Here is a 19,570-nt window from a genome sequence, read left to right on the forward strand (position 1 = left end):
TCCATGATAACGGCGCAAAGCGTATCGCAAGGGATATCCCCCATGTTTTAAATAATGTCCAACCGCTACGATTTGAAGCCCATCGGCCCAATGCGCAGTACGAATTGTATGCCGTGTTTCATCCAATCGGACTCGTCTCACGTAGGAAACCAGACATGAATTTGATTAAAGCCGCAGCGCTTGGCGCTTCCTTGTTTTTCATGGCGGGAGCATCGCACGCCGGTGAAACCTTCGATGCCGTCAAGAAAAAAGGTTTTGTCCAGTGTGGGGTGCACACGGGCCTTCCGGGATTTTCCATCGCCGACAGCAAAGGCGTCTGGGCCGGCATCGACGTCGACCTCTGTCGTGGTATCGCCGCCATGATGTTCGGCGACGCCACCAAATTCAAGACCACGCCGGTCACGACGCAGCAGCGCTTTACGGCGCTGCAGTCCGGGGAAGTCGACGTGCTCACCCGCAACACCACCGCCACGCTTACGCGCGACACCACGCTGGGTCTCATGAGCACGGGCGTCAATTACTACGACAGCCAAGGCGTCATGGTTTCCAAGAGCCTGGGTGTAAAAAGCGCCAAGGAGCTGGGCGGCGCCGCGATTTGCGTGCAGCCGGGCACCACCACCGAGCTCAACCTTGCAGACTGGTTCCGCTCCAATGGCCTGGAATTCAAGCCGGTGGTCATCAACAGCCCCGACGAAGCCATGCGTTCCTACGTGGCCGGCCGCTGCGATGCCTACACCACCGATAAGTCCGGCCTGGCCACCATCCGCTCCACGCTGGCCAATCCGGACGACCACGTGATCCTTCCCGAAGACTTCTCCAAAGAACCGCTTGGACCCATGGTGCGCCAGGGCGACGACCCATGGTTCATGGTCGTTCGCTGGACGCTCAATGCCATGCTCGAGGCCGAAGAATACGGCATCACCTCGAAAAATGTCGATGAAATGCTCAAGAGCGCCAACCCCAATATCCAGCGCATCCTGGGCGTGACGGGCGAAATGGGCAAGGGCCTCGGTATCGACAACAAGTGGGCCTACAATATCATCAAGCAAGTAGGCAATTATGGTGAATCTTTCGAGCGCAACATCGGCATGACTTCTGCCATGAAACTCGAACGTGGTTTGAACGCACAATGGAAGAACGGCGGGTTGATGTACGGGTGGCCCATCCGCTAGGGCCGGTCAAGACTCCTATGCGTAAAACGCAGCGGCGTCGCCTATCCTGGAACGATCCCGGCACCAGATCGCTTGTCTATCAGGCCCTGGTGCTGGGGCTTGTCGGGCTTGGCGTGTGGTATCTGGTGTCCAACACCCTGCATAATCTGTCGGTTCGCAACATTTCCACCGGCTTCGACTTCCTGCATCGCGAGGCGGGCTTCGCCATCGGCGAAAGCATCATCGACTATACCCCCGCCGACACCTATGGCCGTGCCATCTGGGTCGGCATATTGAACACCCTCAGGGTATCGGTGCTGGGCATCGTGCTGGCGACGCTGCTCGGCACCGTGCTCGGCATTGCACGTCTTTCGCGCAACTGGCTGGTCTCGCGCGTGGCAAACGCCTATATAGAAGTCATGCGCAATGTACCGCTGCTGCTTCAGCTGTTTTTCTGGTATGCCATCATTACCGAGGTCATGCCGGGTCCCAGGCAGGCGCTCAATCCGGTGACAGGTGTCTTCATTTCCAATCGCGGCCTGAAGCTTCCGTCATTGCAAGGCGATGCGCTGGATTGGGTCCTCGCGGGGTTGGGCATGGCGATCGTGCTGGCGGTGCTGATCGCGCACTGGGCCAAGAAACGCCAGGACGCCACAGGCCGGGTTTTCCCATTAGGGCGCGTCGTGCTCGGCTTGCTGGCGGCATGTCCGGCGGCGGCATGGCTGCTCAGTGGCGCACCGCTGTCCCTCGACATGCCCGAACTCAAAGGTTTCAACTTCGTCGGCGGCGTCACGCTCACCCCCGAATTCGCTGCGCTGCTGGCGGGGCTGGTCATCTATACGTCCGCCTTCGTGGCCGAGGTGGTGCGTTCGGGCATACAGTCGGTCGGCGCGGGCCAGTGGGAAGCCGCCGGCTCGCTGGGTCTGTCGCGCCCCCGGATGCTGAGGCTCGTGATCCTGCCCCAGGCCTTGCGCGTCATCGTCCCGCCCATGACCAGCCAGTATCTGAACCTGACCAAGAACAGTTCGCTTGCGGTGGCCATTGGCTATCCCGACATTGTTTCGGTGGTCAATACGACCCTGAATCAGACGGGTCAGGCCATCGAGGGCATACTCATCATCATGGCCGCCTACCTTACCGTCAGCCTATCCATTTCGGTGTTCATGAACTGGTACAACCGGCGGATTGCCTTGGTGGAGCGCTAGATGGCCATGCAGCCTATGCCTGCCCGCGGCCTGCCTCCGCCGCAAAAGCACGTCGGCTTGCCGGCGCGGCTACGGGCCAGCCTCTTTTCGTCGCCGTTGAACACCCTGCTGACCGTCCTGATCGCTTGGCTGCTTTTCATGTCAGTGCCGGCAGCCGTCGAATGGCTGTTCATACGCGCCGACTTCAACGCCTCCACCGCTCAGGAATGCCGCGCATCCGGCGGTGCATGCTGGGCGTTCATCGCTGAAAAGCACAGGCTGATTCTGTTCGGCGTCTATCCGTACGACGAACAGTGGCGGCCTTTGCTGGCCAGCATCATCCTCGTTGCGGTCATCGTCTGCAGTTGCATACGGTGGTTCTGGCGCCCCTTTCTGGGCCTGCTATGGGTGGTCGCGCTGGTGGCGGTGGCGGTGCTCATGTGGGGCGGCGTGTTCGGGCTGACGCATGTCGAGAACGAACGCTGGGGCGGGCTGCCGCTCACTCTCATTCTGGCCACCTTCGGCATCGCCTTCGCCTTCCCGCTCGGGCTGCTCCTGGCCCTGGGGCGCCGCTCCGACATGCCTGCAGTCAAGGCGCTGTGCGTGGTCTACATCGAGCTCATTCGCGGCGTGCCCCTGATCAGCCTGCTGTTCATGTCATCCGTGATGCTGCCCCTGTTTCTTCCCGAGGGCATCAGCATCGACAAGCTCTTGCGCGCGCAGATTGCTATCATTCTGTTTGCCGCAGCGTATGTGGCCGAAACGGTAAGGGGCGGATTGCAGGCGATCCCCAGGGGCCAGTACGAGGGCGCGGAATCACTGGGCCTGACCTACTGGCAGAAAATGCGCAAGATCGTCCTGCCTCAGGCGTTGAAGGTGGTCATACCCCCCTTGGTGGGTATCTTCATCTCATTGTTCAAAGACACGTCGCTGGTCGTCATCATCGGCATCTTCGACCTAACCCAGGCGGCCAAGACCGCAGTAGCCGATGCCGCCTGGCGCGGCTTCAGCACCGAGGCCTATCTGTTCATTGCCGCCATTTATTTTGTTTTTTGTTATTCGATATCCCGTTACAGCCGTTCGCTCGAGAGGCAGCTCGACGCCGGATATCAGCGCTGATCAACATTGCGTCGCCCCTTGGGGCCGACGCGGTACAAAGGAGTAGGACATGTCTGAGGCCATCATACGCCTGGAAGATGTCAACAAGTGGTATGGGCAGTTTCATGTGCTGCGCAACATCAATCTGGACGTCGCGCCCAGCGAGCGCATCGTGATCTGCGGGCCTTCCGGTTCGGGGAAGTCGACCATGATCCGCTGCATCAATCGGCTGGAAGAGCACCAGCAGGGCAGCATCGTTGTCGACGGCGTCGAGCTCACCAACGACCTGAAGCAGATCGAAGCCATCCGGCGCGACGTCGGCATGGTATTCCAGCACTTCAATCTTTTTCCGCACCTCACGGTTCTGGAGAACCTGACGCTGGGCCCGGTCTGGGTGCTGAAGAAGTCCAAGGCCGAGGCCGAGGCCACCGCCATGAAATACCTGGAACGCGTGCGCATCCCGGACCAGGCATCCAAGTACCCTGGCCAGTTGTCGGGCGGCCAGCAGCAGCGGGTGGCCATTGCGCGTTCGCTGTGCATGAATCCCAAGATCATGCTGTTCGACGAGCCCACTTCCGCGCTCGACCCCGAAATGGTCAAGGAGGTGCTGGACGTCATGGTGGGCCTGGCCGAGGAAAGCGGCATGACCATGCTGTGCGTAACCCATGAAATGGGCTTTGCGCGGAAGGTGGCCGATCGGGTGATCTTCATGGACCAGGGCGAGATCATCGAGCAAAATACCCCCGATGCCTTCTTTGACTCGCCGCAGAATGAACGCACCAAGCTATTCCTGAGCCAAATATTGCACTAACTTCTTTTTTCATTACAAGGCGAATATCATGCTTTCACTTTTGACGCGGCTTTCCATGGCCGCCACCATGCTTGCCGCTGGATTGGCACTCATCACGCCGGCTACCGCCGCGTCGGCGCAAGACTTTCCTTCCAAGCCGCTGCAGTTCGTCGTTCCTTACGCGCCCGGCGGTCCCTTGGACAGCATGGCCCGCCTGCTGGCCGAGAAAGTCCAGCCGGACCTTGGAACCGTCATTGTGGAAAACAAGCCGGGCGCGGGCGGCAACATTGGCGCAAGCATTGCCGCCAAGGCGCAGCCGGACGGCTACACCCTCGTCATGGGCGCAGTGGCGATCAACGCGATCAATCCTTGGTTGTATCAGAATCTGCCATTCGACCCGGTCAAGAGTTTCGAGCCCGTTACGCTCGTCGCCTCGGTGCCGAATGTGCTCATCGTCAATAAAGAGTTCGCTGACAAGAATGGCATCAATTCGGTCAAGGATCTGATCGACTACGCCAAGAAGAATGCCGATCAGCTGAACTTCGGTTCCGGCGGCAACGGCAGCGCGGGCCATCTCGCAGGAGAGCTCTTGAATGTGCGCGCCGACGTCAAGTCCGTGCATGTTCCCTATGCCGGCGCGGCGCCCGCCAAACTGGCGCTGCTGGGCGGGCAGATCCATTTCATGTTCGATAATCTGGCGTCTTCGGCCAGCCTCATCACCGAGGGCAAGGTCAAGGCCCTGGCGGTCACCACGGTGGACCGGTCTTCGGCTTTTCCCGGTCTGCCCACCATGCAGCAAGCAGGTGTGGCCGACTTCGACCTGGGCACCTGGTTTGGCGTATTCACAACCGGCGGGACACCCAAGGACGTCGTCCAGAAGCTGAACGCCGCATACGTAAAAGCGCTGCAGGATCCAGCCGTGCGCAAGACCTTGCTGGCCATGGGCTCCGATGCCCAACCCACCAGCTCCGAAGAATTCGCCGACATCGTCCGTAAGGATCTGGCGAAGTACAAGGAAATCGTCGAGGTATCGGGCGCAAAGCTGTTCTAAGCGCTTCTTGCGATCCGGCCCGCCGAGTGCGGGCCGCCGGCCCTCCAGCCACCGCGGACTTGTTTCCGCGGTTTTTTTATTCCCAATGTCAAGAACGGTCAAAATTTCGCGACCGGAACCAAAATGTAACAACCCGGTGGCTCACTGCTTGCTAGCATTGTCGCGTGCGGAGTTGACGCCGCAATCCCAGAAACAAGGAGAACCAAATGAAACTTTCTATGCGTGCAGCACGCTATGCGACATGCGTGAGCGTGGTCGCTTTGATGGCCGGATGCGCCACGGTAGACAATATGGGCAAGGGCGGCAAGACTGCGGTTGGAGCTGGGGCCGGAGCGGCACTGGGGGCCGGTCTGGGCGCCCTGATCGGCGATAGCAGCAAGGCGGCGGCGATAGGCGCCGGCATAGGCGCGGTCGCTGGCGGCATCGCCGGCTATAACTGGTCAGGCGTGAAGAACGATGTCGAGAAGTCGGGCGCAAGCAGCCTGGGCGTGGACGTTACCGAAATGCCCGATGGGACACTGCGCGTCAACATTCCAAGCAATGTCTCGTTCGATACCGGCAAGTATGCGCTGAAGCCGGCCTTGCTGCCCGTGCTGGACAGCGTAGCCCGAGCCTTGGTGCAACATCCCGAACTCCGCGCTAAATCCATCGGCCATACGGACAGCACAGGATCGGATGCAACCAATCAGACGCTGTCCGTCAATCGTGCGCGCGCCGTCGCCAACTATTTGTCGCAGCAGGGCGTCCCGACAGCGCACCTCACGGCCGAAGGCCGAGGTTCCAGCAATCCCGTGGGTGACAACGCCACCGCTGAAGGACGCGCCATGAACCGCCGCGTCGAACTGTACCTGTACGCAGTACAACAATAGTCGTCAGGGGTCAGACCCCGCATGGGGTCCGACCCCTCCTCGTCCGGGGTCAGACCCCATGCGGGGTCTGACCCCTGAAACGGACTCCCGCAGCTTATCCACCATATGATTTCTTTTGAAACGAGCCTATCATCCCCGCTACAGCGGTTTCGATGATGGAGCGCTGTTCCGGATCCAACGACCAGAAAGCCGAGGCGGCGATGCTGTCGAACGGCCATCCCGATGGCTGGCGGGGCTCCGGCGACTGTTCCGATAACAGGTAAGGCACTGTCGGGCTCGGCTCCATTGCGCCGATGCCGCTGCTGAGCCACGCCGGATTCACCTCCAGCACTTGGGCGATCCGGAATATTTCCTTCGCGCTCCGTCGCGTCCCATTCTCGTAATTCGATATTGCGCCTTGCGACAGACCGCAGGCTTGCGCCAGTGCGGATTGGCTCATTCCGCGTAAAAGGCGTGTGCGACGAAGGCGATCGGAAAAATGGTTCACGTTTGTGATTGAACGATTAAATTCAATCACATTGGTAATAATGCCAATTACGAACGTGATGGATTAATGTAAATTACTAAAATCTCACTCACAAAATCTAACAAAGAGTCAAAATAAGCGCAAAATATCACAGTGGCTCATTTTCAATCCCTGTCTTTCGGAGGCATCCAAAATGGTGTTCAAGGCCGAGGTCCCGGCACCATGAGCCCGACTCCCTACATCGTGATGTTCTCGCCAGCGGAAAACGGCTTGTCGACGCCAGACCATAAAAAGCGATTGGCGGAACTACAGGCTTCCGGGCTAGATGTCCTGCAATGCGAAAGTGCGCCGGCGCTTTATGCCGAGGTCCAGAAAAAATTTCAACAAGGCTCCCCAACCGTCGCCATGCTGGCAGGCGGTCATACGGAAAACTGCGCCGCCGCCACGTATCTGCATGCCATGCATCCGTCCGTCGGCATCGCTGCCGCGGTCGAGCGCGTCGACGAAGCGCTTGCCATCCAGTTGCTGCAAAGCGGGGTGGACAACATCTGTCCGCGCTCGGCGTCCACTCCCCTGGTGGTCGCCATGCTGTGCCGCCTGCTGGCCCGGGTCAGCAGGCAAGACATCTCTCATGTGTTGCCGATGGTCGTTGCGCCAAAAGGCTGGTCCTTGCAAGACCAAGGATGGGTGCTGGCCAGCCCCGAAGGCATACGCATTCCCCTGACCACCGGCGAGCGCGCGTTCCTGACGACGCTGGTGGCGGCGCCCGACATGTGCGCCACCCACGAACAGCTGCTCGAGGCCGTCAACAACAGCTATGCACATGGCGAACCTCCGGCGCGTCCCGGCCGGCTGGGCGTCCTGGTCAGCCGCCTGCGCCGCAAGTTTACTCAACACAACATCGAAATGCCCCTGAAGTCCGTGCACAATTGGGGCTATATGTTTACGGGCCAGGTGGTGAGCTGAACTATAAGTAGCGGTGCACCGATAAGTCATCGCTGCGTATGTCGGTGGGTTTGCTCGACACGATATCCGCTATCAAGCGCCCGCTGCCGCAGGCCATGGTCCAGCCCAATGTGCCGTGGCCGGTATTCAGGTACAGGCCCGGGATCGGCGTTGCGCCCACAATGGGGGTGCTGTCCGGAGTCTTGGGGCGCAATCCCGTCCAGAACGACACGTCGCTGCCGGCATAGCTGCCAGGGAACAAGTCATTGAGCACCATCTCCAGCGTCTTCCGGCGCTTGGGGTTCAGGGTTTTGTCGAAGCCCAGAATCTCCGCCATGCCGCCCACGCGTATGCGCTGATCAAAACGGGTGACTGCGATCTTGTAGGTTTCGTCCAGCAAGGTAGACACCGGCGCGCAGGATTCATCGGCAATCGGCACGGTAATGGAATAGCCTTTAAGTGGATACACAGGCACCTTCAGCGCGCCGCGCAACATCTGCGTCGACCACGATCCAAGCGCCACCACGTAGGCGTCGGCCGTCAGGACCTCCTGGTCGCACTGTATCCCACTTACGCCGGAAGCATTGACGTTGATGCGGCGCACATCGACGCCATAGCGGATCTTGACGCCCAGCTTGACGGCTTCTTCCGCCAAGCGGGTCGTGAACAGATTGCAATCGCCGGTTTCGTCGTCGGGAAGGCGCAGGCCGCCCACCAGCTTGTCCTGGGTGCGGGCCAGGGCGGGCTCGGCCTTGCTGAGTTCGGAGCGGGTCAGCAGTTCGAACGATATGCCCGCATCGCGCAGTACTCTGATGTCCTGATCAACGGCGTCCATCTGCTTCTGTGTCCTGAAGACCTGCAGCGTGCCGTTGCTGCGCCCCTCGTATTGGATGCCGATCTCGTCGCGCAATGACTTCAGGCAGTCGCTGCTGTAATTCGACAGGCGCACCATACGTTCTTTGTTGGTCGCATAGCGCTCGGCGCTGCAGTTGCGCCACATCTGGTAGATCCATTGCAGTTGAAACAGGCTGCCATCGGGGCGTATGGTCAGTGGCGGGTGTTCTGCGAACATCCATTTGATGGCTTTCAGCGGGACGCCCGGCGCAGCCCAAGGCGAAGAGTAACCATAGGAGATCTGGCCGGCGTTCGCAAAGCTGGTTTCCAACGCCGGACCTTCCAGGCGCTCGAGCACCGTGACGTCATGGCCTTGCTTCGCAAGAAAATAGGCGCTGCTGACGCCCACGACGCCCGCGCCCAAAATGATGATTTTCATGATAAGTCGACTTGTGAATCAATTTTTAGGATGATAAGAGAGGAGCACCAGACTTTTTTTATGAAAATTCTTTAGAAACAGCTGTTTATCCTGTTTTCAATGCGTAAAGGCCGATTTTCAGCAATAATTGCTGCTCAGGGAAAATCACTGCCTACGACGCTTTGCAGGCATCTGTTTTTAAAGGAAAAACGCTTGAGAATTCAACGTACCCCGGTTGCTACGCTGGACAAGCTCGACCGTCACATCCTTGATCTATTGCAACGCGACGGCCGTATGTCGATGACCGAGCTTGCGGACAAGGTGGGGCTGACCGTTACGCCGTGCATCGAGCGTGTCAAGCGCCTGGAGCGCGATGGGGTCATCACCGGGTATCACGCCAGGGTGGCGCCGGCGGCGCTCGATGCCGGCCTGTTGGTTTTCGTGGAAATTTCCATGTCCAGCAAATCGGACCGCAGTTTCGACGATTTCCGCCGGGAAATCCTGTGCATACCGCATGTGCAGGAGTGCCATCTGGTATCGGGCGACTTCGATTACTTGGTCAAGGCGCGCATCAAGGAAATCAGTCAGTACCGCAGCCTGCTGGGCGATATCCTGCTCAGACTGCCGGGCGTTACGCAGAGCAAGAGCTGCATCGTCATGGAAGAGGTCAAGGAGACGTTGTTCATTCCGGCACAGAAGTGACAAGGGGCTGGCCGAGTGGGGCCAGACCCCAATGGCACTACTTTAAGAACTGGCGGAACCCGTATCTGCTCGATCAATGACCGCTTGCCCCATTTGCTTTTTAGTACCTAGCGCGGCCTGCCAGCGGCTTATGGGGCAGTCGGGCTCCCGTGCGCCGGTCCTGCTGGTGCAGGACTGCCCGGCCAAGGCCAGGCTGTCGGGGCGGACGCAAAACTCGCCCACTCGGGCCAGTGGCCCGAAAGCGTGGGCTCAAACAGTTGCGTCCTTGCCTCCCCGCCAGCCTGGCCTTGGCCGGCGGTGCCCGAAGTCGCCCTCCGTACCCCATAAGCCGCTGGCAGGCCTCATAGTTGCTTGGGCTGTGGCGATGTGATGGGGTCAGACCGCGTACGGGTCTGACCCCCCAGCCCTGGGCCGTCCGGTTAGAGCATGCGCCGGGCAGTCAACTGGCCGTGTTCAGTGAACACAAAGCAGCCCGGAATGCTTAAGGTAGTGACATTCGGGCCGGCCCCGTCTAGCTTCCAGCGTTGGCCGGCGCCGGACTTTTCGCGTCGCGGGCAAAAACCATGTTGTCGCGGTGCATGAGTTCGGGATCGGACATGCTGCCCAGAATGTCGGCGATGCGGGAACTGGGCTGCCGGAGAATGCGCCGGGTGTCGGAGGATGAATAATTGATGAGGCCACGGCCGCATTCCACACCGTGCTGGTCGACGCATGCCACGACGTCGCCGCGTTCAAAATCGCCCTCGACTTCGGTCACGCCAATGGCGAGCAGGCTTTTGTGGCCTTGGGTCAGGGCCCGGACTGCGCCCGGATCCAGCGTAATGCGTCCTCGCAGGCGAAGATGATTGGCCAGCCAGCGTTGTCGCGCCGATCGGACGGGCAAGATGGCACGCAGCTCGGTGCCGATGGATTCCCCTTCGGATAGGCGCAACAGCACGTTGGATTCGCGCCCCGAAGCGATGACGGTGTGGCCGCCGCTGTTCGCCGCCCTCTTGGCCGCGAGCACCTTGGTCAGCATGCCGCCCGTGCCGATGCTGCTGCCCGATCCGCCCGCCATGGCCTCCAGGGCCGGATCGCCGGCCTGCGCCAGAGAGATGAATTCGGCATCGGGATGCTTGCGAGGATCGGCGCTGTACAGGCCGGCCTGATCGGTAAGGATGACCAGGGCTTCGGCTTCGATCAGATTGGTGACCAGGGCGCCCAGCGTGTCATTGTCGCCCAGTCGAATCTCGTCGGTGACCACGGTGTCGTTTTCGTTGACGATGGGAACGACGCCAAGGCCCAGCAAGGTATACAGGGTGCTGCGCGCATTCAGGTAGCGGCGCCGGTCGGCCAGGTCTTCATGGGTGAGAAGAATCTGTGCCGTGCGTATGCCATGCCGCGCGAATGCGACCTCGTAGGCCTGCACCAGACCCATTTGCCCGACGGCCGCCGCAGCCTGGAGCTCGTGCATGGCGTTGGGCCGCCGCGGCCACCCCAGGCGGGCCATGCCTTCAGCGATGGCCCCGCTGGAAACCAGCACGATCTGCCTGTCCTGGGCGTGCAGCCGGGCGATCTGGCTGGCCCATTGCTCGACGGCGGTGACATCTATGCCCTTTCCTTCATTGGTGACGAGAGACGAACCGACTTTGACGACGAGGCGTTTTGCGTGGGAAACGGCGGACGGCGAACGAAGGGTGGCGGTCATTTGGGAGGGGCGGCAATTACAAATCTGAGTTGGAGCGCGTATCGTCGAAGCGCGGGTCTTCGGCCACATACGTGCCGTCGGCCTTGTCCTGTTCAACGTGTGTTTTGGCTTTCTCGGCATCCAGCCATTCCTGCAGCTTCCAGGTCAGGTCCTGGGTGCCATCGCCGGTGAGGGCGGAAATGCTGAAAACCGGACCCGTCCAGTCCAGGGCAGCGCAGAGGCGATCCTTGACCGAGACGGGGTCGTCGACCATGTCGAGCTTGTTCAGGACCAGCCAGCGCGGCTTTTCGTAGAGGCCGGGATCGTACAGGCGGAGTTCTTCGACGATCGCCCGGGCATCGGCGGCCGCCTTGTCCACCGGGTCCGTGTCGGGATCGAGCGTCGAGACATCGACCAGGTGCAGCAGGACGCGTGTGCGCGACAGGTGGCGCAAAAAGAGGTGGCCCAGCCCGGCGCCTTCGGAGGCGCCTTCGATCAGGCCGGGGATGTCGGCGATGACGAAGCTGTGCGATGGCGACGTGCGCACCACGCCAAGATTGGGATGCAGTGTGGTGAAGGGATAGTCGGCAATTTTCGGACGAGCGTTCGAGACCTTGCTGATCAGGGTGGACTTGCCGGCATTGGGCAGACCCAGCAGCCCGACGTCGGCCAGGACCTTGAGCTCGAGCCGCAGTTTGCGCTGTTCGCCTTCCTTGCCGGGCGTGCACTGCTTTGGAGCACGATTGGTGCTGGATTTGAAATGCAGATTTCCCATGCCGCCTTGCCCGCCGGCCGCCAGGGTGACTTTCTGGTTGTGGCGGTCCAGGTCGAACAGCTGTTCGCCGGTTTCGGCATCGAACACCGTGGTGCCTACCGGCACGCGCAGCGTGATGTCGTCCGCCGCGGCGCCGTATTGGTCCGAGCCACGGCCGTTCTCGCCATTCTTGGCGCGATGCAGCCTGGCGTAGCGGAAATCCACCAGCGTGTTCACGTTGCGGTCGGCAATGGCGAATATGCTGCCGCCCCGGCCGCCGTCGCCGCCGTCCGGTCCGCCCTTGGGGATGAATTTTTCTCGGCGAAAGCTCGCCACCCCATTGCCGCCTTTGCCGGCAATGACTTCAATGGTTGCTTCGTCTACGAATTTCATGTGAACTTGCTTATAAAAGATGGATACCGCCCCGAAACATGCAAGGCGGCGCCGGCCCCTGCGAGGGGCCGGGCTTGCAAACTATTCTAAAACAAAAAGCCCCGCCTATACGGCAGGGCCTTGTTCGGTTTGCAGGCGGTGATTATTCAGCCGCCACGACCGAAACGGTACGCTTGTTCAGCGCGCCCTTGACGGCGAACTTGACCGTGCCGTCGACCAGCGAGTACAGCGTGTGGTCTTTGCCGATGCCGACATTGACGCCGGGGTGGAACTGCGTGCCGCGTTGGCGAACGATGATGGATCCAGCCGAGATCAGCTGGCCGCCGTAGGTTTTTACACCCAGTCGTTTCGATTCTGAGTCGCGACCGTTACGCGTAGAGCCGCCGCCTTTTTTCTGTGCCATGTTTAGCTCCTGCTATACAAAACCGTTGAGTCTATCGTTAGGCCGAGATGGCTTCGATGCGGACTTCGGTGTAGTTTTGACGATGGCCCTGGCGCTTTTGGTAATGCTTGCGACGGCGCATCTTGAAAATTTTGACCTTGTCGTGGCGGCCTTGCGCAAGAACGGTTGCCTTGACCACGGCACCGGCGACCAAAGGCGTGCCAATTTTCAATTGGTCGCCTTCGCCAACCGACAACACCTGGTCTAGCGAAATTTCTTGCCCAATGTCTGCCGGTATCTGTTCTATCTTGAGTTTTTGACCTGCAGCAACACGATACTGTTTGCCGCCGGTTTTTATGACCGCGTACATGTGGGTATTCCTAATATTTGTTGGAAAGCCTTGGCCAAAAAGTGCCAAGCTCATGATTCTAGCGCGGGTGATTTAGTTTAGTCAAGTCAAAGACTTAGGGGGCATAGGGGTCAGACCCCGTATGGGGTCTGACCCCAGGTCAGTCATTAGCAGAGGGGTCGGGCCTCGTATGAGGTCTGACCCCGGATCAGCCATTACGACCGGTAATCCGCGTTGATGCTGACATACTCGTGCGAGAAGTCGCAGGTATATACGGTTTCCGTTTTGTCGCCGCGCCCCAGCGCGATGCGTACGACGATTTCCGCTTCCTTCATGACGCGCTGGCCATCGGCCTCCTGGTAGCCGAGGTGCCGTTCGCCCCGGCTGGCCACCTGGACGTCGCCAAGCCACAGATGGACCTTGCCGACGTCCAGGTCATCGATTCCGGCATAGCCGATGGCGCACAGAATACGTCCCAGATTGGGGTCGGATGCGAAGAAAGCGGTTTTCACCAGGGGGGATTGTGCAACGGCGTAGGCCACCTTCAGGGCTTCTTCCTGGGTGCCTGCTTCCTCGACCTGTATGGTCATGAACTTGGTGGCGCCTTCCGCGTCGCGCACGATCTTCTGGGCAAGTTCTTTTGCGGCGTCGGCCAGCGCTTCGTAGAGCGGCGTGTAGAGCGGGTCGGATACCGCCTCGATGCGGACCGGCGCCTTGCCGGTCGCCATGATGACGAAGGAGTCGTTGGTGGACGTATCCCCGTCGACCGTGATGCGATTGAAGGAGCGGTCTGCGATGGCGGAGGTCATGTCGCGCAGCAGCTCGGGCGAGATGCCGGCGTCGGTCGCCAGGAATCCGAGCATCGTCGCCATGTTGGGCTTGATCATGCCCGCGCCCTTGCTGATGCCTGTGATGGTGATCGTGTGCTTGCCCAGCGCCACCCGCTTGGAAACGATCTTGGGCTGGGTGTCGGTGGTCATGATGCTGTGCGCTGCCGCGAACCAGTGATTGGCCGAGGCATCCGCCACCGCGGCGGGCAGGGCGGCGGTGAGCCGATCGACGGGCAGGGGCTCCAGGATCACGCCCGTGGAGAAAGGAAGGATCTGCGTGGGGGCCAGCCCCAGTGTTTCGCCCAGGGCGGCGCAGGTGTCGTGAGCGGCCTTCAGGCCGCCTTCCCCGGTGCCGGCATTGGCGTTGCCCGTGTTGACGACGAGCGCGCGGATGTCATGGCCGCTTGCGAGGTGCTTTTCGCAGACCTGTACAGGTGCCGCGCGGAAACGGTTGCGCGTAAAGACGCCGGCGACGCTGCTGCCTTCCGCCAGGCGAAATACGGTGAGATCGCGGCGGTTGGCCTTGCGTATGCCCGCTTCGGCTGTGCCGATTTCGATGCCTTCAATGGGAAAGATTTGGGATTCCGGTGGAATGTACAGGTTGACGGCCATGGAGCAATCTCGTCGAATAGGTAGGGGGAAACCTAGGATTCTATCGTGGAAGCGGTACTGAGGGGTCAGACCCCGTACGGGGTCTGACCCCGGGTGCGGCCTAGTCGCGTTCCGGAAGGCGGGTATGCACCAGCAGCTTCAGTTCGCCCAGCGCCTCAAACAGGCTGCGGCGGCTTTTCTCGGACAGGCCGCCGAAAATGCCCTGCACCCATTGTTCGTGGGATTCGGCCATTTTCTTGAAGCTGCGCTTGCCCTTGCTGGTCAGCCGGATAAGCGAGCTGCGGCGATCCGTGGCGACTTTCAGGCGCTCGACGAGTCCTTCCTTTTCCAATTGATCCGTGATGCCGGTGATATTCCCGTTGGTCACCATCATGTGGCGCGAGAGCTCGCTCATTTTCATGCCGGCGGGCGCGCGCAGTAATTGCGCCATCAGGTCGAACCGGGGCAGCGTGGTGGCGAACTCGGTGCGCAGCCGGCTGCGCAATTCGCCTTCGATCAGATTGCAGCAGGTAAGCAGGCGCAGCCACAGGCGCAGATCGTGATGATCTTCAGGCATGGCCCGGCTTTCGAGATCCGGCCTGCCATGCAGGGGGTGTATGGTTTCGGCGATGTCGTTCATTGTCGTTTCCGGAGCTGGCGGCAGTGTCCGCTGCGCCGATAGTTTAATCTTCAATCACATCTTAGTGGTAAATTGCCTGGAACCGGAGTGTTGAGGAAAGACAAAACATGTATAAAAATCAATTCAGTGACAGTTATGCCGACGCGCGCCAGCGCTTTCTCGGCTCGGCCCGCAAGCACGGCGGCGATGTAGAGTCGCACTTGAATCCCGCGGGCCCGGGCGCGCAGGGCGAAGAGCTGGCCATGGATACGGCGTACTTCGGCGAGCCCGGCGCGAGCGCGTTGCTGGTGCTGACATCGGCCATGCATGGCGAGGAAGGCTACTGCGGCTCGGGATGCCAGGTGGCTCTGATGGAAGACGATGCCCTGCTGGCCCGCGCGAGAGCCGGCGGCGTAGGCATCCTGCTGGTGCATGCGGTGAATGCGTATGGGTTTTCGTGGGGGCATCGCACCAACGAAGACAACATCGATCTGAACCGGAACTTCTGCGACTTCAGCAAGCCTTTGCCCGACAATCCCCATTATCGGACCCTGCACCCCTTGCTGGTGCCCGATGCCTGGCCTCCTTCGGCAGAGAACGAAGCGGCCATCCAGGCATTCATCGATCGCGAGGGCCAGCAAGCCTATCGGGAAGGCATGATGAAAGGACAGCACCGCCATCCCGAGGGCCTGTTCTACGGCGGCACCGCAGCCAGCTGGAGCAACCTGACGCTCAGGCGGGTGCTGCGCCGCTATGGGGAAGGGCGGCGCAGCATCGGATGGATCGACTACCACACGGGCCTGGGGCCTTACGGCCACGCCGAGAAGATCTTCGTTCAGAACGACTCCGAGGCCTACGAGCGGGCCAAGTCATGGTGGGGCGCCGACGTGATCGCGGTGTACGAGCCGGGATCGAGCACGGTCGAGATCACCGGCACCGCCTTGCAGGCCCTGCTCGAAGAATGCGGACAGGTGCCGGAGCTCACGTTCATGGCAATGGAGTATGGCACGGTGCCGATGGACCGGGTGTTCCTCGCGCTGCGCGGCGACCGCTGGCTGGCGGCCCACCCCGACGCGGACGAAGCGCGGCGTCGGGCCCTGAAGGCAGGCCATCGCGCGGCGTTCTATCCCGACGCCGATGATTGGCGCGGCGCGGTGCTGGGGCAGTCGCGGGTGAGCGTTCTGCAGGCGATTTGCGGCTTGGCCCGATAGGGAAAATCCTACTTCGTTCAAACATGAAACTTCTTGCACCGCCTTTTTTTTGGCTATATAGTTGAAGCTTAAAACATTGGCGCCGCCCTGGCCACGGGTCGCGCTTCGATGAACGGAGACCCCATGAATATCGTATGCATAGGCGGCGGCCCGGCAGGGCTTTATTTCGGCCTGCTGATGAAGCTCAGCGACCCCTCCAACGAGGTCACGGTCATCGAGCGGAACCGGCCGTACGATACGTTCGGATGGGGCGTGGTGTTCTCCGACGCGACGTTGGAAAACCTCAAGCAGGCCGACCCCGTATCGGCGGAGCAGATCAGCGCCGCGTTCAACCACTGGGACGATATCGAAATCCATTACAAAGGCCGGTCGCTGCGCAGCAGCGGGCATGGCTTCATCGGAATCGGACGCAAGAAACTGCTGAACATCCTGCAGGCGCGCTGCGAGGAAACCGGTGTGAATCTGGTGTTCGAAACCGACGTGAGCGACGACCAGGCCGTTGCGCTGAAATACAAGGCGGACCTGGTGATCGCATCCGACGGACTGAACAGCAAGATAAGGACCCGGTACCAGCAGACCTATCAACCCGACATCGATACGCGTCAATGCCGTTTCGTTTGGCTGGGCACGACCAAGACCTTCGACGCATTCACGTTTGCCTTCGTGCCCACTGAACATGGCTGGTTCCAGGCCCACATCTATCAATTCGAGCCGGGCATGTCGACCTTCATCGTCGAAACGCGGGACGAGACCTGGAAGGCGGCGGGCCTCGATGAAATGAGCCAAGAGGAAGGCATCGCCTTCTGCGAAAAACTCTTCGCGCCCTGGCTGGACGGCCATCCGCTGATCTCAAACGCGGCGCATCTGCGCGGCTCGGCCATCTGGATCCGTTTCCCGCGCGTCATCTGCAATACCTGGGTGCACGAGCAAGCCTTGCTCGATGGGCGCAGCGTACCCGTGGTCCTGATGGGCGACGCTGCCCATACCGCCCACTTCTCCATTGGTTCGGGCACCAAGCTGGCGCTGGAGGACGCAATCGAATTGCACCGTTCCATCCAGGTGCACGGCAATGACTTGACTGCCGCGCTGGCGCATTACCAGGACGTCCGCAGCGTCGAGGTCCTGAAAATACAGAATGCCGCGCGCAATTCCACGGAATGGTTCGAGAACGTGGCGCGCTACGCGGATTTCGAACCCGAGCAATTCGCCTATTCGCTGCTGACGCGCTCGCAGCGGATTTCGCACGAGAATCTGCGCTTGCGCGATGCGGGCTGGCTGGAAGGCTATGAGCGCTGGCTCGCGCATCAGGCGGGCATGGAAAGCTCGAATGGCCAGCCGGCGCCGCCCATGCTGACGCCCTATCGGGTGCGCGGCCTGAGCTTGAAGAACCGCATCGTCGTTTCTCCCATGGCCATGTACTCCAGCGTCGATGGCGTGCCGGGTGACTTTCATCTGGTGCACCTGGGCGGGCGCGCGATGGGCGGGGCCGGCATGGTCATGGTCGAAATGACCTGCGTCTCGCCCGAAGCCCGCATCACCCCGGGATGCCCGGGATTGTGGAACGACGCGCAAATGCTGGCCTTCAAACGAATCGTGGACTTCGTGCATGCGAATACCGATGCACGAATCGGCATACAGCTTGGCCACGCAGGACGCAAGGGCTCCACGCGGGTCAGTTGGGAGGGTACCGACATGCCCTTGCCGGAAGGCAATTGGCCCCTGGTCTCGGCATCGGCCATTCCTTACATCGAAGGTGTGTCGCAGGTGCCGCAAGCCATGGCCAAAGAACAGATGGACACGGTGCGCGAACAATTCTGCGCAGCGGCCCGGCGCGCGGCGCAGGCGGGTTTCGACTGGCTGGAATTGCACTGCGCCCACGGCTACCTGCTGTCCAGCTTCATCAGCCCGCTGACCAATCATCGTACCGACGAGTACGGCGGATCACTCGACAACCGGCTGCGTTATCCCCTGGAGGTATTCAAGGCGCTGCGCGAAGCATGGCCGCAAGACCGGCCGATGTCGGTGCGGATTTCCGCGCACGACTGGGTCGAAGGCGGCATCACGCCCGACGATGCCATCGAGATCGCGCGGCGCTTCAAGGAGGCCGGCGTCGACCTGGTGGACTGCTCTTCCGGACAGGTCAGCAAGGCCGAGCAGCCGGTGTTCGGACGCATGTTCCAGACGCCGTTCTCGGATCGGATACGCAACGAGGCGGGCATCCCCACTATTGCGGTCGGGGCGATCTTCGAAGCGGATCACGTGAACAGCATCATCGCATCGGGCCGTGCCGACTTGTGCGCGCTGGCCCGGCCCCATCTCGCCGATGCGGCCTGGACGCTGCGCGAGGCGGCCCGCATCGGCTATACCGACATCCCATGGCCCAGGCAGTATTTCCCGGCCAAGCGCCAGCTCGAGACCAACTTCGAGCGCGCGGCGGCCTATGCGCAATCGATAGGGGCATGATGAACGGAATCACACTCGAGGGCAGGCACGCGCTGGTGACCGGCGGCTCGCGCGGCATCGGCCATGCCGTGGCACGGCGCCTGCTCGACATGGGCGCGCGGGTGACCTTGCTGGGACGCGGGGAATCCGCCTTGCGCGAAGCGCAGGACCGCCTGGGCCGGCCCGACCGGGTCGGCTACGTATCGGCCGACATCGAACGCCGCAGCCAGGTGGATGAAGCCTTTGCGCGCGCCCGCCAGTGGGGCGGCGTGGTCGACGTCCTGATCAATAACGCGGGGCAGGCGGTCAGCGAGCGTTTCGATCGCATCGGCGAGGACGACTGGAACCGGATGATCGCCGTCAATCTGAGCGGTACCTTCCATTGCATGCAGGCCGTGCTGCCCGGCATGCTCGAGCTCGGCTGGGGCCGTATCGTCAACGTGGTCAGCACGGCCGGCCTGATCGGCTACCCGTACGTCAGCGCCTATTGCGCGGCCAAGCACGGCGTCATCGGGCTGACGCGCTCGGTGGCCCTGGAACACGCCCGCCGCGGGATCACGGTCAATGCGGTCTGCCCCGGTTACACCGAAACCGACATCGTTCAGGACGCGGTCGCCAACATCACCCAGAAGACCGGCATGACGCCGGAGCAGGCGCGCGCCAAGCTGGCGGAGCGCAACCCTCAGGGGAAGCTGGTGCAGCCGGACGAGGTCGCGGATGCGGTGGCATGGCTATGCCTGCCCGGATCGTCGTCGATCAACGGGCAGGCCATTCCCGTGGACGGGGGGGAAGTGACCGGACACTGACGGTCCTAGACAAGGAAAA

General features: G+C 61.1%; 19 protein-coding genes. 11 read left to right on the forward strand and 8 right to left on the reverse strand.

Going from position 1 to position 19,570, the window contains the following annotated elements:
• Nucleotides 1-155 precede the first annotated feature (155 nt).
• From ACSBPU_RS03670 to ACSBPU_RS03695, 6 genes are all read left to right on the forward strand, one after another.
• Nucleotides 156-1,172, forward strand: coding sequence for an amino acid ABC transporter substrate-binding protein (locus tag ACSBPU_RS03670; RefSeq protein ID WP_442595687.1), 1,017 nt, complete (start codon nt 156-158; stop codon nt 1,170-1,172).
• A gap of 17 nt (nt 1,173-1,189) precedes the next feature.
• Nucleotides 1,190-2,356, forward strand: coding sequence for an amino acid ABC transporter permease (locus ACSBPU_RS03675; protein ID WP_442595689.1), 1,167 nt, complete (start codon nt 1,190-1,192; stop codon nt 2,354-2,356).
• Nucleotides 2,357-3,454: an amino acid ABC transporter permease gene (locus tag ACSBPU_RS03680; RefSeq protein WP_442595691.1), complete on the forward strand. Its 1,098-nt coding sequence runs from the start codon at nt 2,357-2,359 to the stop codon at nt 3,452-3,454.
• Nucleotides 3,455-3,503: 49 nt separating this feature from the next.
• Nucleotides 3,504-4,244: an amino acid ABC transporter ATP-binding protein gene (locus tag ACSBPU_RS03685; protein ID WP_442595693.1), complete on the forward strand. Its 741-nt coding sequence runs from the start codon at nt 3,504-3,506 to the stop codon at nt 4,242-4,244.
• A 28-nt stretch (nt 4,245-4,272) separates the two neighbouring features.
• Nucleotides 4,273-5,274, forward strand: coding sequence for a Bug family tripartite tricarboxylate transporter substrate binding protein (locus ACSBPU_RS03690; protein WP_442595695.1), 1,002 nt, complete (start codon nt 4,273-4,275; stop codon nt 5,272-5,274).
• Between the two features lie 206 nt (nt 5,275-5,480).
• On the forward strand, nt 5,481-6,143 hold the full coding sequence (locus ACSBPU_RS03695; protein WP_442595697.1) for an OmpA family protein: 663 nt from the start codon (nt 5,481-5,483) through the stop codon (nt 6,141-6,143).
• 94 nt (nt 6,144-6,237) lie between these two features.
• Here the strand turns inward: ACSBPU_RS03695 and ACSBPU_RS03700 are convergent, their stop codons facing one another.
• Entirely contained in the window at nt 6,238-6,582 is a 345-nt protein-coding gene (locus ACSBPU_RS03700) for a helix-turn-helix domain-containing protein (RefSeq protein ID WP_442595699.1), read from the reverse strand.
• A gap of 249 nt (nt 6,583-6,831) precedes the next feature.
• Between ACSBPU_RS03700 and ACSBPU_RS03705 the strand changes: the two genes are divergently transcribed.
• Nucleotides 6,832-7,575 (forward strand): winged helix-turn-helix domain-containing protein, encoded by a 744-nt coding sequence (locus ACSBPU_RS03705; protein WP_442595701.1) that lies wholly within the window; start codon nt 6,832-6,834, stop codon nt 7,573-7,575.
• Between the two features lies 1 nt (nt 7,576).
• On the opposite strand, the gene ACSBPU_RS03710 is transcribed toward ACSBPU_RS03705, so the two are convergent.
• Nucleotides 7,577-8,827: a D-amino acid dehydrogenase gene (locus tag ACSBPU_RS03710; protein WP_442595703.1), complete on the reverse strand. Its 1,251-nt coding sequence runs from the start codon at nt 8,825-8,827 to the stop codon at nt 7,577-7,579.
• Nucleotides 8,828-9,019: 192 nt separating this feature from the next.
• Here ACSBPU_RS03710 and ACSBPU_RS03715 point away from each other — a divergent pair, with 192 nt between their 5' ends.
• Entirely contained in the window at nt 9,020-9,508 is a 489-nt protein-coding gene (locus ACSBPU_RS03715; RefSeq protein ID WP_442595705.1) for a winged helix-turn-helix transcriptional regulator, read from the forward strand.
• Between the two features lie 511 nt (nt 9,509-10,019).
• On the opposite strand, the gene proB is transcribed toward ACSBPU_RS03715, so the two are convergent.
• From proB to ACSBPU_RS03745, 6 genes are all read right to left on the reverse strand, one after another.
• Nucleotides 10,020-11,195: a glutamate 5-kinase gene (proB, locus tag ACSBPU_RS03720; protein WP_442595707.1), complete on the reverse strand. Its 1,176-nt coding sequence runs from the start codon at nt 11,193-11,195 to the stop codon at nt 10,020-10,022.
• Between the two features lie 16 nt (nt 11,196-11,211).
• Nucleotides 11,212-12,321 (reverse strand): GTPase ObgE, encoded by a 1,110-nt coding sequence (gene obgE / locus ACSBPU_RS03725; protein WP_442595709.1) that lies wholly within the window; start codon nt 12,319-12,321, stop codon nt 11,212-11,214.
• Nucleotides 12,322-12,463: 142 nt separating this feature from the next.
• Entirely contained in the window at nt 12,464-12,724 is a 261-nt protein-coding gene (gene rpmA, locus ACSBPU_RS03730) for a 50S ribosomal protein L27 (protein ID WP_180065848.1), read from the reverse strand.
• Between the two features lie 37 nt (nt 12,725-12,761).
• Nucleotides 12,762-13,073, reverse strand: a complete 312-nt coding sequence (rplU, locus tag ACSBPU_RS03735) for a 50S ribosomal protein L21 (RefSeq protein ID WP_180065846.1) — start codon at nt 13,071-13,073, stop codon at nt 12,762-12,764.
• Nucleotides 13,074-13,267: 194 nt separating this feature from the next.
• Nucleotides 13,268-14,494, reverse strand: coding sequence for a bifunctional glutamate N-acetyltransferase/amino-acid acetyltransferase ArgJ (gene argJ, locus ACSBPU_RS03740; protein WP_442595712.1), 1,227 nt, complete (start codon nt 14,492-14,494; stop codon nt 13,268-13,270).
• A 100-nt stretch (nt 14,495-14,594) separates the two neighbouring features.
• Nucleotides 14,595-15,113, reverse strand: coding sequence for a MarR family winged helix-turn-helix transcriptional regulator (locus tag ACSBPU_RS03745; protein WP_442595714.1), 519 nt, complete (start codon nt 15,111-15,113; stop codon nt 14,595-14,597).
• A gap of 107 nt (nt 15,114-15,220) precedes the next feature.
• On the opposite strand from ACSBPU_RS03745, the gene ACSBPU_RS03750 reads away from it, so the two are divergent.
• The 3 genes from ACSBPU_RS03750 to ACSBPU_RS03760 all read left to right on the forward strand — a co-directional run bounded on the left by ACSBPU_RS03750 (nt 15,221) and on the right by ACSBPU_RS03760 (nt 19,551).
• Nucleotides 15,221-16,303: a M14 family metallopeptidase gene (locus ACSBPU_RS03750; RefSeq protein ID WP_442595717.1), complete on the forward strand. Its 1,083-nt coding sequence runs from the start codon at nt 15,221-15,223 to the stop codon at nt 16,301-16,303.
• A gap of 123 nt (nt 16,304-16,426) precedes the next feature.
• Nucleotides 16,427-18,766 carry a bifunctional salicylyl-CoA 5-hydroxylase/oxidoreductase gene (locus tag ACSBPU_RS03755; protein WP_442595719.1) on the forward strand — a complete coding sequence of 780 codons (2,340 nt, stop codon included), beginning with the start codon at nt 16,427-16,429 and terminating at the stop codon, nt 18,764-18,766.
• Nucleotides 18,763-19,551 carry an SDR family NAD(P)-dependent oxidoreductase gene (locus tag ACSBPU_RS03760; RefSeq protein ID WP_442595721.1) on the forward strand — a complete coding sequence of 263 codons (789 nt, stop codon included), beginning with the start codon at nt 18,763-18,765 and terminating at the stop codon, nt 19,549-19,551. Before ACSBPU_RS03755 ends, ACSBPU_RS03760 begins: the two co-directional genes overlap by 4 nt.
• Nucleotides 19,552-19,570: the final 19 nt, after the last annotated feature.

The sequence above is a fragment of the Parapusillimonas sp. JC17 genome (assembly GCF_052180245.1).
Classification (GTDB): Bacteria; Pseudomonadota; Gammaproteobacteria; order Burkholderiales; family Burkholderiaceae_B; genus Parapusillimonas.

Coding starts and splice junctions, on each gene's coding strand:
- ACSBPU_RS03670 (WP_442595687.1), top strand. CDS start 156: ATGAATTTGATTAAAGCCGCAGCGCTTGGCGCTTCCTTGTTTTTCATG.
- ACSBPU_RS03675 (WP_442595689.1), top strand. CDS start 1,190: ATGCGTAAAACGCAGCGGCGTCGCCTATCCTGGAACGATCCCGGCACC.
- ACSBPU_RS03680 (WP_442595691.1), top strand. CDS start 2,357: ATGGCCATGCAGCCTATGCCTGCCCGCGGCCTGCCTCCGCCGCAAAAG.
- ACSBPU_RS03685 (WP_442595693.1), top strand. CDS start 3,504: ATGTCTGAGGCCATCATACGCCTGGAAGATGTCAACAAGTGGTATGGG.
- ACSBPU_RS03690 (WP_442595695.1), top strand. CDS start 4,273: ATGCTTTCACTTTTGACGCGGCTTTCCATGGCCGCCACCATGCTTGCC.
- ACSBPU_RS03695 (WP_442595697.1), top strand. CDS start 5,481: ATGAAACTTTCTATGCGTGCAGCACGCTATGCGACATGCGTGAGCGTG.
- ACSBPU_RS03700 (WP_442595699.1), bottom strand. CDS start 6,582: ATGAGCCAATCCGCACTGGCGCAAGCCTGCGGTCTGTCGCAAGGCGCA.
- ACSBPU_RS03705 (WP_442595701.1), top strand. CDS start 6,832: ATGAGCCCGACTCCCTACATCGTGATGTTCTCGCCAGCGGAAAACGGC.
- ACSBPU_RS03710 (WP_442595703.1), bottom strand. CDS start 8,827: ATGAAAATCATCATTTTGGGCGCGGGCGTCGTGGGCGTCAGCAGCGCC.
- proB (WP_442595707.1), bottom strand. CDS start 11,195: ATGACCGCCACCCTTCGTTCGCCGTCCGCCGTTTCCCACGCAAAACGC.
- obgE (WP_442595709.1), bottom strand. CDS start 12,321: ATGAAATTCGTAGACGAAGCAACCATTGAAGTCATTGCCGGCAAAGGC.
- rpmA (WP_180065848.1), bottom strand. CDS start 12,724: ATGGCACAGAAAAAAGGCGGCGGCTCTACGCGTAACGGTCGCGACTCA.
- rplU (WP_180065846.1), bottom strand. CDS start 13,073: ATGTACGCGGTCATAAAAACCGGCGGCAAACAGTATCGTGTTGCTGCA.
- argJ (WP_442595712.1), bottom strand. CDS start 14,494: ATGGCCGTCAACCTGTACATTCCACCGGAATCCCAAATCTTTCCCATT.
- ACSBPU_RS03745 (WP_442595714.1), bottom strand. CDS start 15,113: ATGAACGACATCGCCGAAACCATACACCCCCTGCATGGCAGGCCGGAT.
- ACSBPU_RS03750 (WP_442595717.1), top strand. CDS start 15,221: ATGTATAAAAATCAATTCAGTGACAGTTATGCCGACGCGCGCCAGCGC.
- ACSBPU_RS03755 (WP_442595719.1), top strand. CDS start 16,427: ATGAATATCGTATGCATAGGCGGCGGCCCGGCAGGGCTTTATTTCGGC.
- ACSBPU_RS03760 (WP_442595721.1), top strand. CDS start 18,763: ATGATGAACGGAATCACACTCGAGGGCAGGCACGCGCTGGTGACCGGC.